Genomic DNA, 14,919 nt, shown 5'->3' with positions numbered 1-14,919 from the left:
GTTTATTCCTTAAAACCGCCTTCAACGCGCCACCCAACCGAGGGTGCGCTGCGCCAGCACATCGCGTGCCGGGGTGAATAATTCCATCGTCATCAGTCCGATGTTGCGCCCGACAACCAGCGGTGCCCAACGGTTGGCAAAAAGATGTACCAGGCTGTCCGTGACGCCGATGGTTGCTTCGCGATCGCTCTGTCGACGCTGCTGATAACGGCACAATACGCCGTAATCCCCCATGTCTTCTCCGCGCTCCTGCGCCTGAGTCAGGGTTTCCGCAAGACTCATCACATCTCGCATACCGAGGTTGAACCCTTGCCCGGCAATCGGGTGCAGGGTTTGCGCCGCATTGCCCACCAGCACGGTACGATGGGTAATAGCTCTGGCGGCGCGGGTTAACGCCAGCGGATAAGCACTGCGTTTACCGGCGTGGGTAATTTTTCCAAGTCGCCAGCCAAAGGCCGACTGGAGCTCACGGCAAAACTTCTCGTCACTCCACGACAGCACCTCTTCGCGCCGTTCCAGTGGATGACACCAGACCAGCGAACAGCGTCCGTCAGACATCGGCAACATCGCCAGCGGGCCATGTTGCGTGAAGCGTTCAAAAGCGCGGCCTTCGTGCGCAACAGAAGTAGCAACGTTGGCAATCACTGCCAGTTGTTCGTAAGGCTCCTGCTGCCAGTCAACGCCGCACGCGGTGGCTAACGCTGAATGGGTGCCATCAGCGGCTACCAGCACGCGGCCCGTCAGCGTCTCGCCACTCTCCAGCGTCACTTCAACGTGACTCTGAGTACGGGCAACGTTAGCCACGCGATCAGGGCAATGCAGCGTTACGCCAGGTGCTTTACGCAGCAATGCAAACAGCCGTTGCCCGACATTGTGCAATTCGACAACCTGTCCCAGCGCCGCCAGTTGGTAATCTTCTGCGGCAAGGGTGACAAATCCAGCGTGACCACGATCGCTGACATGCACGGTGGTGATGGCAGTTGCGCAATCCGCCAGAGATTGCCAGACGCCGATGCGCGCCAGTTGCTGACAGGTACCCGCCGCCAGCGCTATCGCTCGTCCATCAAAGCCCGGATGAGCATGTGACTCTGGCGCAGTCGCTTCAATCAAATGTACCGGCAGCGCCCCGTGACTTAACCGGGAAATAGCCAGCGCCAGCGTCGCGCCCGCCATGCCGCCACCGACGATGATTACGCTCATTGCTTTCTCGCAGCAGCCATCAACGCTTCGATTTCTTCCGGCTTTTTCACCACGCTGGCGGTGAGGTTTTCGTTACCGGTTTCGGTAATCACAATGTCGTCTTCAATACGAATGCCGATACCGCGATATTGTTCTGGCACATCCGCATCCGGCGCGATATACAGACCAGGCTCTACGGTCAGTACCATCCCCGGTTCCAGAATGCGCGAGCGATCCTGACCATAAACGCCAACGTCATGGACATCCAGTCCTAACCAGTGGCTAAGGCCATGCATAAAGAAAGGACGATGGGCGTTCTGAGCGATCAGTTCATCAACATCACCTTTCAGGATGCCGAGTTTTACCAGGCCGCTAACCATGATGCGCACCACTTCACCAGTGACTTCCAGAATGGAAGTTCCCGGACGATACAGGCGCAGGCTGGTTTCGAGAGACTCCAGCACAATGTCGTAGATTTCACGCTGGGCCTGGGTGAATTTGCCGTTGACCGGGAAGGTGCGGGTAATATCGCCAGCGTAACCTTTGTATTCGCAACCCGCGTCAATCAACACCAGGTCGCCGTCGCGCATTTCACACTCGTTTTCGGTGTAGTGCAGAATGCAGCCGTTTTCACCGCTGCCGACAATGGTGTTATAGGACGGATAGCGCGCACCGTGGCGGTTAAATTCGTGGTGAATTTCGCCTTCCAGATGGTACTCGAACATTCCCGGACGGCATTTTTCCATCGCCCGGGTATGTGCCATGGCGGTGATTTCTCCCGCGCGGCGGAGTACGGCAATCTCTTCTGGCGATTTGAACAGGCGCATTTCATGAACAACAGGACGCCAGTCGATCATCGTTGCCGGTGCGGTGAGATTTTGCCGCGAACCTTTACGCAGTTTTTCCAGCGCACTGTTCACGATTTCATCAGCATATGCATATTCGCCCTGGGCATGGTAAACCACATCCAGGCCGTTAAGTAGTTGATAAAGTTGCTGATTGATTTCGCTGAATGCCAGTGCGCGGTCAACGCCCAGTTTCTCTGGCGCGGCATCCTGGCCTAAGCGACGGCCAAACCAGATCTCCGCCGTCAGGTCGCGAACGCGGTTAAACAGAACGCTGTGGTTATGAGTGTCATCGCTTTTAATCAGCACCAGCACCGCTTCCGGTTCGTTAAAGCCGGTGAAGTACCAGAAGTCACTGTTCTGACGATAGGGGTATTCGCTGTCGGCGCTACGTGTTACTTCTGGTGCAGCAAAAATCAGCGCGGCGCTGCCGGGTTGCATTTGCTCCACCAGGGCCTGACGGCGACGCTGAAACTCTTGCCGGGATATCTCACTCATAACACTCTCCTTACGTTTTTTGTTTTTAGTGTAGAGTCGGTTTTTGTACTTCTGGCGCGGTCGGTTGCGGATGAGTAAAGGTGTCGTGGCATAACAGCGCGGCAACACGAACGTATTCGATGATCTCTTCAAGCGACATTTCAAGCTCTTCCTGATCTTCGTCTTCGTCGTAACCCAGTTGCGCAATGTTACGCAGATCGTCGATAGCTTCACCGGTTTCGCCGGTCACTTTATCCAGCTTCGGTTGCGTAACGCCAAGACCAAGCAGGAAGTGATTGACCCAACCTGCCAATGCATCAGCCCGATCGAAAACGCTGACATCATCGCCATCAGGCAGATAAAGCTGAAAAAGGAAGCCGTCATCCTGCAGGGCATCGCTGGTGGCAGAGTGCATTTTACGCAGTGCCTGTGCCAGCTCATGACCGAAAGCCATGCCTTCGTTCGTCAGGTCGTGAAGTAGCGGTAGCCATGAGCTGTCATCGTTACCGCCACATATCATCCCGCTGATTAAACCATGCATCTCAGCTGGGGTCAGACCCGTCCCTTGTTGGTTCAGATACTGGTTCATTTCGTTGTAACCAGGCATTTCGTTCTGTATAGACATAAGCATTCGTCGTCAAAGGGAGGAATATTCATGATATGCTACCACTTTGGGCCCTGGTGGACCAGAAAAGGGCTTGTCTCTTCTCATCAGGGTAGCTATAGTGTCGCCCCTTCGCAGACCATGGGTCTAAAGACGAAGGCAGCGCAGTCAATCAGCAGGAAGGTGGCATGTCTGCACAACCCGTCGATATCCAAATTTTTGGCCGTTCACTGCGTGTGAACTGCCCGCCTGACCAAAGGGATGCGTTGAATCAGGCAGCGGACGATCTGAACCAACGGTTGCAAGATCTGAAAGAACGCACTAGAGTCACAAATACTGAACAGTTGGTCTTCATTGCCGCATTGAATATCAGCTATGAGTTAGCGCAAGAAAAAGCGAAGACTCGTGACTACGCGGCAAGTATGGAACAGCGTATTCGGATGCTGCAGCAGACCATAGAACAAGCGTTACTTGAACAAGGTCGCATCACCGAAAAAACTAACCAAAACTTTGAATGACACTTTTCGGTTTACTGTGGTAGAGTAACCGTGAAGACAAAATTTCTCTGAGATGTTCGCAAGCGGGCCAGTCCCCTGAGCCGATATTTCATACCACAAGAATGTGGCGCTCCGCGGTTGGTGAGCATGCTCGGTCCGTCCGAGAAGCCTTAAAACTGCGACGACACATTCACCTTGAACCAAGGGTTCAAGGGTTACAGCCTGCGGCGGCATCTCGGAGATTCCCTTCTTATCTGGCACCAGCCATGACGCAACTACCAGAACTCCCACTGATATTATCCCGACAAGAAATCCGCAAAATGATTCGGCAACGTCGTCGTGCGTTAACGCCGGAACAACAGCAGGAAATGGGTCAACAAGCCGCTACCCGGATGATGACTTATCCCCCGGTGGTGATGGCACATACGGTCGCTGTATTCCTCTCTTTTGATGGCGAACTCGACACCCAGCCACTCATAGAACAACTCTGGCGCGCCGGTAAGCGCGTATATCTTCCAGTTTTGCATCCCTTTAGTGCCGGTAATTTGCTGTTCCTGAATTACCATCCGCAAAGCGAACTGGTGATGAACAGGTTGAAGATCCATGAGCCAAAATTGGATGTGCGTGACGTGCTCCCCTTTCCCGATTAGACGTCCTGATCACCCCCCTGGTCGCCTTTGATGAGTACGGTCAGCGCCTGGGAATGGGCGGAGGTTTTTATGATCGGACCTTACAAAACTGGCAGCACTATAAAATGCAACCGGTGGGTTATGCGCATGATTGTCAGTTGGTGGAAAAACTCCCCGTTGAAGAGTGGGATATCCCACTGCCTGCGGTGGTTACACCGTCGAAAGTCTGGGAGTGGTAAGGGCGACACACCTGCATCGCCCTGATTGACATCGTTGATTCTTTGACCTAATTTAGTGAGTAAGGGTAAGGGAGGATTGCTCCTCCCCTGAGACTGACTGTTAATAAGCGCTGAAACTTATGAGTAACAGTACAATCAGTATGATGACAAGTCGCATCATAACCCTTCTCCTTCAAGCCCTCGCTTCGGTGAGGGCTTTACCGTTACAGCCCCATGCTGCCCTGCCATCGTAAATCCCCATTAAATAAACACAACGCATTGATCTGACTTTGATTTATTTTCTGGAGCAGACTCGCAAAGTAGAATGCGCAACGCGGCAACGGTGTGGAGAAGGGATAAAAAAACGGGCAAGTCAGTGACCTGCCCGTTGATTTTCAGAGAAGGGGAATTAGTACAGCAGACGGGCGCGAATGGTACCCGGAATAGCTTTCATTGCCTGCAGCGCTTTTTCGGCAACGTCTTCGTCGGCTTCAATATCAATAACCACATAACCCATCTGGGCGGAAGTTTGCAGATATTGCGCGGCGATGTTGACGCCCTGCTCGGCGAAGATTTTGTTCAGCGCAGTTAGCACGCCCGGACGGTTTTCGTGGATGTGCATCAGACGACGCCCACCGTGCAGTGGCAGCGAGACTTCCGGGAAGTTCACCGCAGAGAGCGTTGAGCCATTGTCAGAATACTTGATCAATTTACCCGCAACTTCCAGGCCGATATTCTCCTGCGCTTCCTGAGTCGAACCGCCAATGTGTGGCGTCAGAAGGACGTTGTCGAATTCACACAGCGGAGAGGTAAATGGATCGCTATTGGTCGCCGGTTCCGTCGGGAATACGTCGATTGCCGCCCCCGCCAGATGTTTGCTCGCCAGCGCATCACACAGCGCCGGAATATCCACCACAGTACCGCGCGAAGCATTAATCAGCAGCGAGCCGGGCTTCATTAGTGAAATTTCTTTCGCGCCCATCATATTTTTGGTGGACGGATTCTCTGGTACATGCAGACTCACCACATCGCTCATATTCAGCAGGTCAGAAAGATGCTGTACCTGAGTGGCGTTGCCCAGCGGCAGTTTATTTTCAATATCATAAAAGTAAACATACATTCCCAGCGATTCAGCCAGAATGCCCAATTGCGTACCAATATGACCGTAGCCGATGATACCCAGCTTTTTGCCGCGCGCTTCAAAAGAACCCGCCGCCAGTTTGTTCCACACGCCACGGTGCGCTTTAGCATTGGCTTCCGGCACGCCGCGCAATAGCAGCAGCAGTTCGCCAATCACCAGCTCCGCAACAGAGCGCGTATTTGAGAACGGTGCGTTAAATACCGGGATCCCGCGCTTTGCCGCCGCATCCAGATCAACCTGGTTTGTTCCGATACAGAAACAGCCAATAGCGACCAGTTTTTCTGCGGCGTTGATCACGTCTTCAGTCAGATGGGTACGGGATCGCAGGCCGATGAAGTGGGCATCGCGGATGGATTCTTTTAATTGTTCATCATCCAGCGCGCCTTTGTGAAATTCGATGTTGGTGTAACCAGCTGCACGAAGGCTTTCCAGCGCCTTTTGGTGCACGCCTTCTACCAGCAGAAACTTAATCTTGTCTTTCTCCAGCGATACCTTTGCCATTTACCCAATCCTGTCTTTTGAAATGTTGTGTGCGGATTTGCGTCCGCCTTTCAACATATCAAAAAATAATATTGCGGCAATATGAACGTTTGCGTCGCGATGTTGAGGAAATATCACGCAAAGGTAATTCTTGGATGAATATGCTGGTTTAGAAGATTTATTTAGAGCAATCGACAATAGCCAGGTAAAAACGTGACACATGTCACCAAATTTAATGAAGAGAATTTTTTTAACGGGGGAGGTTCCCCCGTCAGATCATTTCACAATGGTTTTGACACCGTCAGGTGTGCCAATCAGCGCAACGTCCGCGCCACGGTTAGCAAACAAGCCAACAGTCACCACGCCAGGAATCGCATTTATGGCGTTTTCCATCGCTATCGGGTCAAGGATTTCCATGCCGTGGACGTCGAGGATCACGTTGCCATTATCGGTCACCACGCCCTGACGGTATTCCGGACGACCGCCCAGTTTCACCAGCTGGCGCGCCACTGCACTACGTGCCATCGGGATAACTTCTACTGGCAGCGGGAATTTACCCAGAATATCAACCTGCTTGGAAGCGTCTGCAATACAGATAAATTTTTCTGCAACCGAAGCAATGATTTTTTCACGGGTCAGCGCCGCGCCGCCGCCTTTGATCATTTGCATGTGGCCGTTGATTTCATCTGCGCCATCAACGTAGATGCCAAGGCTGTCGACTTCGTTGAGATCAAAAACGTGAATGCCGAGGCTTTTCAGTTTTTCAGTGGAAGCATCTGAACTGGAAACGGCCCCTTCAATCTGGCCTTTCATTGTACCGAGCGCGTCAATAAAGTGTGCGGCGGTGGAACCTGTACCTACACCAACAATGGTGCCGGGCTGGACATACTGAAGTGCCGCCCATCCTACTGCTTTTTTCAATTCATCCTGCGTCATGATCGTTTCGCCTGTGGTATGAAATTTCACACGCATTATATACAAAAAAAGCGATTCAGACCCCGTTGGCAAGCCGCGTGGTTAACTCATCCATAAAATATCGCGCAATGGCAGGCATCCCCTTTCGCCCCGCAAATAAGGCATGCAACAATCTGGGTATGCCGCTCCACGGAGCAAACAGGCGCACCAGTTCACCGTTCACAAGCCCCTGTTTACAGGCAAATTGAGGCAATAACGCCACGCCATTCAACACAACCAGGGCGCGAACTCGCTGAGCGAAATGCATTAGCGCAAATCCCTGATCTTTTAAGCTGCGCGTTTAACCACGAATACAAATGTTACCCGCCGACGGCTTCGGTATATGCAACCTGACACAAAATTGTGTCATAGTGCAGGAAAAAGCATTTACCAGGAGCAGACAACAGCAATGAAACGCCCGGACTACAGAACATTACAGGCACTGGATGCGGTGATACGTGAACGAGGATTTGAGCGCGCGGCACAAAAGCTGTGCATTACACAATCAGCCGTCTCACAGCGCATTAAGCAACTGGAAAATATGTTCGGGCAGCCGCTGTTGGTGCGTACCGTACCGCCGCGCCCGACGGAACAAGGGCAAAAACTGCTGGCACTGCTGCGCCAGGTGGAGTTGCTGGAAGAAGAGTGGCTGGGCGATGAACAAACCGGTTCGACTCCGCTGCTGCTTTCACTGGCGGTCAACGCCGACAGTCTGGCGACGTGGTTGCTTCCTGCACTGGCTCCTGTGTTGGCTGATTCGCCTATCCGCCTCAACTTGCAGGTAGAAGATGAAACCCGCACTCAGGAACGTCTGCGCCGCGGCGAAGTGGTCGGCGCGGTGAGTATTCAACATCAGGCGCTGCCGAGTTGTCTTGTCGATAAACTTGGTGCGCTCGACTATCTGTTCGTCAGCTCAAAACCCTTTGCCGAAAAATATTTCCCTAACGGCGTAACGCGTTCGGCATTACTGAAAGCGCCAGTGGTCGCGTTTGACCATCTTGACGATATGCACCAGGCCTTTTTGCAGCAAAACTTCGATCTGCCTCCAGGCAGCGTGCCCTGCCATATCGTTAATTCTTCAGAAGCGTTCGTACAACTTGCTCGCCAGGGCACCACCTGCTGTATGATCCCGCACCTGCAAATCGAGAAAGAGCTGGCCAGCGGTGAACTGATTGACTTAACGCCTGGGCTATTTCAACGACGGATGCTCTACTGGCACCGCTTTGCTCCTGAAAGCCGCATGATGCGTAAAGTCACTGATGCGTTACTCGATTATGGTCACAAAGTCCTTCGTCAGGATTAATCCATCAAATAATGCCTGATAGCACATATCAGGCGTTGTCCTCACTTCTTTTTGTATTCCTTGAATCACATCACAAAATAGACAAATCTCAGGCGGCAAAAAACGACGTCTGAATGCATTTTTTTTGCTGGCGACAAACCCACGTAAAAAGCTCACCGTAGGCGCAAATACCCTCATTTTGATTGCGTTTTACGGAGCAAATAATGTCTAACGTGCAGGAGTGGCAACAGCTTGCCAACAAGGAATTGAGCCGTCGGGAGAAAACTGTCGACTCGCTGGTTCATCAAACCGCGGAAGGGATCGCCATCAAGCCGCTGTATACCGAAGCCGATCTCGATAATCTGGAGGTGACAGGTACCCTTCCTGGTTTGCCGCCCTACGTTCGTGGCCCGCGTGCCACTATGTATACCGCCCAACCGTGGACCATCCGTCAGTATGCTGGTTTTTCAACAGCAAAAGAGTCCAACGCTTTTTATCGCCGTAACCTGGCCGCCGGGCAAAAAGGTCTTTCCGTTGCGTTTGACCTTGCCACCCACCGTGGCTACGACTCCGATAACCCGCGCGTGGCGGGCGACGTCGGCAAAGCGGGCGTCGCTATCGACACCGTGGAAGATATGAAAGTCCTGTTCGACCAGATCCCGCTGGATAAAATGTCGGTTTCGATGACCATGAATGGCGCAGTGCTACCAGTACTGGCGTTTTATATCGTCGCCGCAGAAGAGCAAGGTGTTACACCTGATAAACTGACCGGCACCATTCAAAACGATATTCTCAAAGAGTACCTCTGCCGCAACACCTATATTTACCCACCAAAACCGTCAATGCGCATTATCGCCGACATCATCGCCTGGTGTTCCGGCAACATGCCGCGATTTAATACCATCAGTATCAGCGGTTACCACATGGGTGAAGCGGGTGCCAACTGCGTGCAGCAGGTAGCATTTACGCTCGCTGATGGGATTGAGTACATCAAAGCAGCAATCTCTGCCGGACTGAAAATTGATGACTTCGCTCCTCGCCTGTCGTTCTTCTTCGGCATCGGCATGGATCTGTTTATGAACGTCGCCATGTTGCGTGCGGCACGTTATTTATGGAGCGAAGCGGTCAGTGGATTTGGCGCACAGGACCCGAAATCACTGGCGCTGCGTACCCACTGCCAGACCTCAGGCTGGAGCCTGACTGAACAGGATCCGTATAACAACGTTATCCGCACCACCATTGAAGCGCTGGCTGCGACGCTGGGCGGTACTCAGTCACTGCATACCAACGCCTTTGACGAAGCGCTTGGTTTGCCTACCGATTTCTCAGCACGCATTGCCCGCAACACCCAGATCATCATCCAGGAAGAATCAGAACTCTGCCGCACCGTCGATCCACTGGCCGGATCCTATTACATTGAGTCGCTGACCGATCAAATCGTCAAACAAGCCAGAGCTATTATCCAACAGATCGACGAAGCCGGTGGCATGGCGAAAGCGATCGAAGCAGGTCTGCCAAAACGAATGATCGAAGAGGCCTCAGCGCGCGAACAGTCGCTGATCGACCAGGGCAAGCGTGTCATCGTTGGTGTCAACAAGTACAAACTGGATCACGAAGACGAAACCGATGTACTTGAGATCGACAACGTGATGGTGCGTAACGAGCAAATTGCTTCGCTGGAACGCATTCGCGCCACCCGTGATGATGCCGCCGTAACCGCCGCGTTGAACGCCCTGACTCACGCCGCACAGCATAACGAAAACCTGCTGGCTGCCGCTGTTAATGCCGCTCGCGTTCGCGCCACCCTGGGTGAAATTTCCGATGCGCTGGAAGTCGCTTTCGACCGTTATCTGGTGTCAAGCCAGTGTGTTACCGGCGTGATTGCGCAAAGCTATCATCAGTCTGAGAAATCGGCCTCCGAGTTCGATGCCATTGTTGCGCAAACGGAGCAGTTCCTTGCCGACAATGGTCGTCGCCCGCGCATTCTGATCGCTAAGATGGGCCAGGATGGACACGATCGCGGCGCGAAAGTGATCGCCAGCGCCTATTCCGATCTCGGTTTCGACGTAGATTTAAGCCCGATGTTCTCTACACCTGAAGAGATCGCCCGCCTGGCCGTAGAAAACGACGTTCACGTAGTGGGCGCATCCTCACTGGCTGCCGGTCATAAAACGCTGATCCCGGAACTGGTCGAAGCGCTGAAAAAATGGGGACGCGAAGATATCTGCGTGGTCGCGGGTGGCGTCATTCCGCCGCAGGATTACGCCTTCCTGCAAGAGCGCGGCGTGGCGGCGATTTATGGTCCAGGTACACCTATGCTCGACAGTGTGCGCGACGTACTGAATCTGATAAGCCAGCATCATGATTAATGAAGCCACGCTGGCAGAAAGTATTCGCCGCTTACGTCAGGGTGAGCGTGCCACACTCGCCCAGGCCATGACGCTGGTGGAAAGCCGTCACCCGCGTCATCAGGCACTAAGTACGCAGCTGCTTGATGCCATTATGCCGTACTGCGGTAACACCCTGCGACTGGGCGTTACCGGCACCCCCGGCGCGGGGAAAAGTACCTTTCTTGAGGCCTTTGGCATGTTGTTGATTCGAGAGGGATTAAAGGTCGCGGTTATTGCGGTCGATCCCAGCAGCCCGGTCACTGGCGGTAGCATTCTCGGGGATAAAACCCGCATGAATGACCTGGCGCGTGCCGAAGCGGCGTTTATTCGCCCGGTACCATCCTCCGGTCATCTGGGCGGTGCCAGTCAGCGAGCGCGGGAATTAATGCTGTTATGCGAAGCAGCGGGTTATGACGTAGTGATTGTCGAAACGGTTGGCGTCGGGCAGTCGGAAACAGAAGTCGCCCGCATGGTGGACTGTTTTATCTCGTTGCAAATTGCCGGTGGCGGCGATGATCTGCAGGGCATTAAAAAAGGGCTGATGGAAGTGGCTGATCTGATCGTTATCAACAAAGACGATGGCGATAACCATACCAATGTCGCCATTGCCCGGCATATGTACGAGAGTGCCCTGCATATTCTGCGACGTAAATACGACGAATGGCAGCCACGGGTTCTGACTTGTAGCGCACTGGAAAAACGTGGAATCGATGAGATCTGGCACACCATCATCGACTTCAAAACCGCGCTAACTGCCAGTGGTCGTTTACAACAAGTGCGGCAACAACAATCGGTGGAATGGCTGCGTAAGCAGACCGAAGAAGAAGTACTGAATCACCTGTTCGCGAATGAAGATTTCGATCGCTATTACCGCCAGACGCTTTTAGCGGTCAAAAACAATACGCTCTCACCGCGCACCGGCCTGCGGCAGCTCAGTGAATTTATCCAGACGCAATATTTTGATTAAAGGAATTTTTATGTCTTATCAGTATGTTAACGTTGTCACTATCAACAAAGTGGCGGTCATTGAGTTTAACTATGGCCGAAAACTTAATGCCTTAAGTAAAGTCTTTATTGATGATCTTATGCAGGCGTTAAGCGATCTCAACCGGCCGGAAATTCGCTGTATCATTTTGCGCGCACCGAGTGGATCCAAAGTCTTCTCCGCAGGTCACGATATTCACGAACTGCCGTCTGGCGGTCGCGATCCGCTCTCCTATGACGATCCATTGCGTCAAATCACCCGCATGATCCAAAAATTCCCGAAACCGATCATTTCGATGGTGGAAGGTAGTGTTTGGGGTGGCGCATTTGAAATGATCATGAGTTCCGATCTGATCATCGCCGCCAGTACCTCAACCTTCTCAATGACGCCTGTAAACCTCGGCGTCCCGTATAACCTGGTCGGCATTCACAACCTGACCCGCGACGCGGGCTTCCACATTGTCAAAGAGCTGATTTTTACCGCTTCGCCAATCACCGCCCAGCGCGCGCTGGCTGTCGGCATCCTCAACCATGTTGTGGAAGTGGAAGAACTGGAAGATTTCACCTTACAAATGGCGCACCACATCTCTGAGAAAGCGCCGTTAGCCATTGCCGTTATCAAAGAAGAGCTGCGTGTACTGGGCGAAGCACACACCATGAACTCCGATGAATTTGAACGTATTCAGGGGATGCGCCGCGCGGTGTATGACAGCGAAGATTACCAGGAAGGGATGAACGCTTTCCTCGAAAAACGTAAACCTAATTTCGTTGGTCATTAATCCCTGCGAACGAAGGAGTAAAAATGGAAACTCAGTGGACAAGGATGACCGCCAATGAAGCGGCAGAAATTATCCAGCATAACGACATGGTGGCATTTAGCGGCTTTACCCCAGCGGGTTCGCCGAAAGCCCTACCCACCGCGATTGCCCGCAGAGCTAACGAACAGCATGAGGCCAAAAAGCCGTATCAAATTCGCCTTCTGACGGGTGCGTCAATCAGCGCCGCCGCTGACGATGTACTTTCTGACGCCGATGCTGTTTCCTGGCGTGCGCCATATCAAACATCGTCCGGTTTACGTAAAAAGATCAATCAGGGCGCGGTGAGTTTCGTTGACCTGCATTTGAGCGAAGTGGCGCAAATGGTCAATTACGGTTTCTTCGGCGACATTGATGTTGCCGTCATTGAAGCATCGGCACTGGCACCGGATGGTCGAGTCTGGTTAACCAGCGGGATCGGTAATGCGCCGACCTGGCTGCTGCGGGCGAAGAAAGTGATCATTGAACTCAATCACTATCACGATCCGCGCGTTGCAGAACTGGCGGATATTGTGATTCCTGGCGCGCCACCGCGGCGCAATAGCGTGTCGATCTTCCATGCAATGGATCGCGTCGGTACCCGCTATGTGCAAATCGATCCGAAAAAGATTGTCGCCGTCGTGGAAACCAACTTGCCCGACGCCGGTAATATGCTGGATAAGCAAAATCCCATGTGCCAGCAGATTGCCGATAACGTGGTCACGTTCTTATTGCAGGAAATGGCGCATGGGCGTATTCCGCCGGAATTTCTGCCGCTGCAAAGTGGCGTGGGCAATATCAATAATGCGGTAATGGCGCGTCTGGGGGAAAACCCGGTAATTCCTCCGTTTATGATGTATTCGGAAGTGCTACAGGAATCGGTGGTGCATTTACTGGAAACCGGCAAAATCAGCGGGGCCAGCGCCTCCAGCCTGACAATCTCGGCCGATTCCCTGCGCAAGATTTACGACAATATGGATTACTTTGCCAGCCGCATTGTGTTGCGTCCGCAGGAGATTTCCAATAACCCGGAAATCATCCGTCGTCTGGGCGTCATCGCTCTGAACGTCGGCCTGGAGTTTGATATTTACGGGCATGCCAACTCAACACACGTAGCCGGGGTCGATCTGATGAACGGCATCGGCGGCAGCGGTGATTTTGAACGCAACGCGTATCTGTCGATCTTTATGGCCCCGTCGATTGCTAAAGAAGGCAAGATCTCAACCGTCGTGCCAATGTGCAGCCATGTTGATCACAGCGAACACAGCGTCAAAGTGATCATCACCGAACAAGGGATCGCCGATCTGCGCGGTCTTTCCCCGCTTCAACGCGCCCGCACTATCATTGATAATTGTGCACATCCTATGTATCGGGATTATCTGCATCGCTATCTGGAAAATGCGCCTGGCGGACATATTCACCACGATCTTAGCCACGTCTTCGACTTACACCGTAATTTAATTGCAACCGGCTCGATGCTGGGTTAATGACTCGTCCCGTCACGATCTTCAGCAATATGCTGAAGCATCGTGGCGGTATAACGATGATTTCTGATTGAATAAAGATATTCCTGCATATACATCGGCCTGTGCGGTGCATCAAAATATTTCAGCGTTGCCGGATTCACCAGTCGCCAGGCAAAATGCGGGATCACCGTCAGAAAATGTCCGCGCTCCACGGCGCTGATTTTGGCCATAAAACTGTAGGGACGATAAATAATGGTTGGATTGATCCCACAAGGTCGCATATTCGCATCAATCATTGCTTCGAAGTTGGCCCGGTTCTGAAAGCGCATTTGTAGCCAGGGCAGCTCCTGAAGCAGCTCTTGCTCTTGTCGCTCTTCATAACGGCGAGAAACGAGAAAGCCTAATCGCAGCGGTGGTAGTTCACTGATAGTCAGGTTTTCCAGTTCCTGAACTCGTGCAGATACATGCTGTGGGGAGATAATAAAATCTAACTGGCGGTCAAAAAGATTATCGATAACGCCATTTTCGCTGAACTCAACTGGCTGGGCGGTCACGCCTTCATACTTATCTCCGAGACTAATCAACTGATCGAAAATAATTGTCGGATAAGTATTATCTATGCCAATCACAATTTCTCGTGAACGACGCCCTGAGTTATGGATTTCATTATCAATCGCAGAAAGCCGTTGATAAACCGGGAACAGTTTTTGATACAGTTCCTGTCCGGCTTTATTGAGGCTGATATTATTATCTTTGCGGGTAAATAGCGTATAGCCAATTTGTTCTTCCAGCGCGGCAATGCTTTTACCAAATGGCGAAGCCGTCATATGGATTTTTTCTGCCGCCCGGGCAATATTATTGGTTTGCGCTAATAAAATGAAATTGCGCATCTTTTTCGAAATAAAAATGTCCATCCCCCTCCCCCGCATCCTTGTCCGCTTAACCGTTTCAGTCAGCCTATCCTTGATGAAACCGCGAG

Annotated in this window: 14 protein-coding genes, 1 other RNA gene and 1 pseudogene; 8 read left to right on the top strand and 8 right to left on the bottom strand. The window is 52.4% G+C overall.

Going from position 1 to position 14,919, the window contains the following annotated elements; genetic code table 11:
• Positions 1 to 21: 21 nt before the first annotated feature.
• From ubiH to ygfB, 3 genes are read right to left on the bottom strand one after another with little or no spacing between them, the layout of a single operon-like run.
• Positions 22 to 1,200 carry a 2-octaprenyl-6-methoxyphenyl hydroxylase gene (ubiH, locus tag AB4H76_RS04780; protein ID WP_000111199.1) on the bottom strand — a complete coding sequence of 393 codons (1,179 nt, stop codon included), beginning with the start codon at positions 1,198 to 1,200 and terminating at the stop codon, positions 22 to 24.
• Positions 1,197 to 2,522 carry a Xaa-Pro aminopeptidase gene (gene pepP, locus AB4H76_RS04775; protein WP_001290123.1) on the bottom strand — a complete coding sequence of 442 codons (1,326 nt, stop codon included), beginning with the start codon at positions 2,520 to 2,522 and terminating at the stop codon, positions 1,197 to 1,199. Before pepP ends, ubiH begins: the two co-directional genes overlap by 4 nt.
• 25 nt (positions 2,523 to 2,547) lie before the next feature.
• On the bottom strand, positions 2,548 to 3,126 hold the full coding sequence (ygfB, locus tag AB4H76_RS04770) for a UPF0149 family protein YgfB (RefSeq protein ID WP_001295378.1): 579 nt from the start codon (positions 3,124 to 3,126) through the stop codon (positions 2,548 to 2,550).
• 167 nt (positions 3,127 to 3,293) lie between these two features.
• On the opposite strand from ygfB, the gene zapA reads away from it, so the two are divergent.
• The 3 genes and pseudogenes from zapA (at position 3,294) to AB4H76_RS04755 (ending at position 4,470) form a co-directional block, all read left to right on the top strand.
• A complete protein-coding gene (gene zapA / locus AB4H76_RS04765) occupies positions 3,294 to 3,623 on the top strand; it encodes a cell division protein ZapA (protein ID WP_001276008.1) in 330 nt (109 codons plus the stop codon).
• A 41-nt stretch (positions 3,624 to 3,664) separates the two neighbouring features.
• A non-coding RNA gene (gene ssrS, locus AB4H76_RS04760) (6S RNA) lies at positions 3,665 to 3,848 on the top strand.
• Between the two features lie 20 nt (positions 3,849 to 3,868).
• Positions 3,869 to 4,470: pseudogene (locus AB4H76_RS04755) on the top strand (5-formyltetrahydrofolate cyclo-ligase).
• A gap of 100 nt (positions 4,471 to 4,570) precedes the next feature.
• Here the strand turns inward: AB4H76_RS04755 and ibsC are convergent.
• The 4 genes from ibsC to AB4H76_RS04735 all read right to left on the bottom strand — a co-directional run bounded on the left by ibsC (position 4,571) and on the right by AB4H76_RS04735 (position 7,292).
• Positions 4,571 to 4,630: a type I toxin-antitoxin system toxin IbsC gene (ibsC, locus tag AB4H76_RS04750; protein WP_010723220.1), complete on the bottom strand. Its 60-nt coding sequence runs from the start codon at positions 4,628 to 4,630 to the stop codon at positions 4,571 to 4,573.
• Between the two features lie 228 nt (positions 4,631 to 4,858).
• The gene (serA, locus tag AB4H76_RS04745; protein WP_001151604.1) at positions 4,859 to 6,091 is read right to left on the bottom strand and encodes a phosphoglycerate dehydrogenase; all 1,233 of its coding nucleotides are present in this window, start codon (positions 6,089 to 6,091) and stop codon (positions 4,859 to 4,861) included.
• 255 nt (positions 6,092 to 6,346) lie between these two features.
• The gene (gene rpiA / locus AB4H76_RS04740) at positions 6,347 to 7,006 is read right to left on the bottom strand and encodes a ribose-5-phosphate isomerase RpiA (RefSeq protein WP_000189743.1); all 660 of its coding nucleotides are present in this window, start codon (positions 7,004 to 7,006) and stop codon (positions 6,347 to 6,349) included.
• A gap of 55 nt (positions 7,007 to 7,061) precedes the next feature.
• Complete coding sequence (locus AB4H76_RS04735; protein ID WP_001322018.1) at positions 7,062 to 7,292, bottom strand: hypothetical protein; 231 nt, start codon at positions 7,290 to 7,292, stop codon at positions 7,062 to 7,064.
• 141 nt (positions 7,293 to 7,433) lie between these two features.
• Here AB4H76_RS04735 and argP point away from each other — a divergent pair, with 141 nt between their 5' ends.
• From argP to scpC, 5 genes are all read left to right on the top strand, one after another.
• Positions 7,434 to 8,327: a DNA-binding transcriptional regulator ArgP gene (gene argP, locus AB4H76_RS04730; protein WP_000828351.1), complete on the top strand. Its 894-nt coding sequence runs from the start codon at positions 7,434 to 7,436 to the stop codon at positions 8,325 to 8,327.
• Between the two features lie 203 nt (positions 8,328 to 8,530).
• Complete coding sequence (scpA, locus tag AB4H76_RS04725; protein ID WP_077492272.1) at positions 8,531 to 10,675, top strand: methylmalonyl-CoA mutase; 2,145 nt, start codon at positions 8,531 to 8,533, stop codon at positions 10,673 to 10,675.
• On the top strand, positions 10,668 to 11,663 hold the full coding sequence (gene meaB / locus AB4H76_RS04720; protein ID WP_077492271.1) for a methylmalonyl Co-A mutase-associated GTPase MeaB: 996 nt from the start codon (positions 10,668 to 10,670) through the stop codon (positions 11,661 to 11,663). Before scpA ends, meaB begins: the two co-directional genes overlap by 8 nt.
• 10 nt (positions 11,664 to 11,673) lie before the next feature.
• Positions 11,674 to 12,459: a methylmalonyl-CoA decarboxylase gene (gene scpB, locus AB4H76_RS04715; protein WP_000122080.1), complete on the top strand. Its 786-nt coding sequence runs from the start codon at positions 11,674 to 11,676 to the stop codon at positions 12,457 to 12,459.
• A 23-nt stretch (positions 12,460 to 12,482) separates the two neighbouring features.
• Complete coding sequence (gene scpC / locus AB4H76_RS04710) at positions 12,483 to 13,961, top strand: propionyl-CoA:succinate CoA transferase (RefSeq protein ID WP_000449965.1); 1,479 nt, start codon at positions 12,483 to 12,485, stop codon at positions 13,959 to 13,961.
• Here the strand turns inward: scpC and srsR are convergent.
• The gene (gene srsR / locus AB4H76_RS04705; RefSeq protein WP_000350807.1) at positions 13,958 to 14,854 is read right to left on the bottom strand and encodes a LysR family transcriptional regulator SrsR; all 897 of its coding nucleotides are present in this window, start codon (positions 14,852 to 14,854) and stop codon (positions 13,958 to 13,960) included. The two genes, scpC and srsR, sit on opposite strands and share 4 nt — an antisense overlap.
• Between the last annotated feature and the right edge of the window lie 65 nt (positions 14,855 to 14,919).

Origin of the sequence: Escherichia sp. UTM R2 (assembly GCF_048593455.1) — a bacterium.
GTDB lineage: Bacteria > Pseudomonadota > Gammaproteobacteria > Enterobacterales > Enterobacteriaceae > Escherichia > Escherichia coli.
The sequence above is the reverse complement of the archived record's forward strand: the minus strand, read 5'-3'. Positions and strand labels throughout refer to the sequence as shown.

Coding starts and splice junctions, on each gene's coding strand:
- srsR (WP_000350807.1), bottom strand. CDS start 14,854: ATGGACATTTTTATTTCGAAAAAGATGCGCAATTTCATTTTATTAGCG.
- ubiH (WP_000111199.1), bottom strand. CDS start 1,200: ATGAGCGTAATCATCGTCGGTGGCGGCATGGCGGGCGCGACGCTGGCG.
- pepP (WP_001290123.1), bottom strand. CDS start 2,522: ATGAGTGAGATATCCCGGCAAGAGTTTCAGCGTCGCCGTCAGGCCCTG.
- scpA (WP_077492272.1), top strand. CDS start 8,531: ATGTCTAACGTGCAGGAGTGGCAACAGCTTGCCAACAAGGAATTGAGC.
- scpC (WP_000449965.1), top strand. CDS start 12,483: ATGGAAACTCAGTGGACAAGGATGACCGCCAATGAAGCGGCAGAAATT.
- scpB (WP_000122080.1), top strand. CDS start 11,674: ATGTCTTATCAGTATGTTAACGTTGTCACTATCAACAAAGTGGCGGTC.
- ygfB (WP_001295378.1), bottom strand. CDS start 3,126: ATGTCTATACAGAACGAAATGCCTGGTTACAACGAAATGAACCAGTAT.
- rpiA (WP_000189743.1), bottom strand. CDS start 7,006: ATGACGCAGGATGAATTGAAAAAAGCAGTAGGATGGGCGGCACTTCAG.
- zapA (WP_001276008.1), top strand. CDS start 3,294: ATGTCTGCACAACCCGTCGATATCCAAATTTTTGGCCGTTCACTGCGT.
- AB4H76_RS04735 (WP_001322018.1), bottom strand. CDS start 7,292: ATGCATTTCGCTCAGCGAGTTCGCGCCCTGGTTGTGTTGAATGGCGTG.
- serA (WP_001151604.1), bottom strand. CDS start 6,091: ATGGCAAAGGTATCGCTGGAGAAAGACAAGATTAAGTTTCTGCTGGTA.
- meaB (WP_077492271.1), top strand. CDS start 10,668: ATGATTAATGAAGCCACGCTGGCAGAAAGTATTCGCCGCTTACGTCAG.
- argP (WP_000828351.1), top strand. CDS start 7,434: ATGAAACGCCCGGACTACAGAACATTACAGGCACTGGATGCGGTGATA.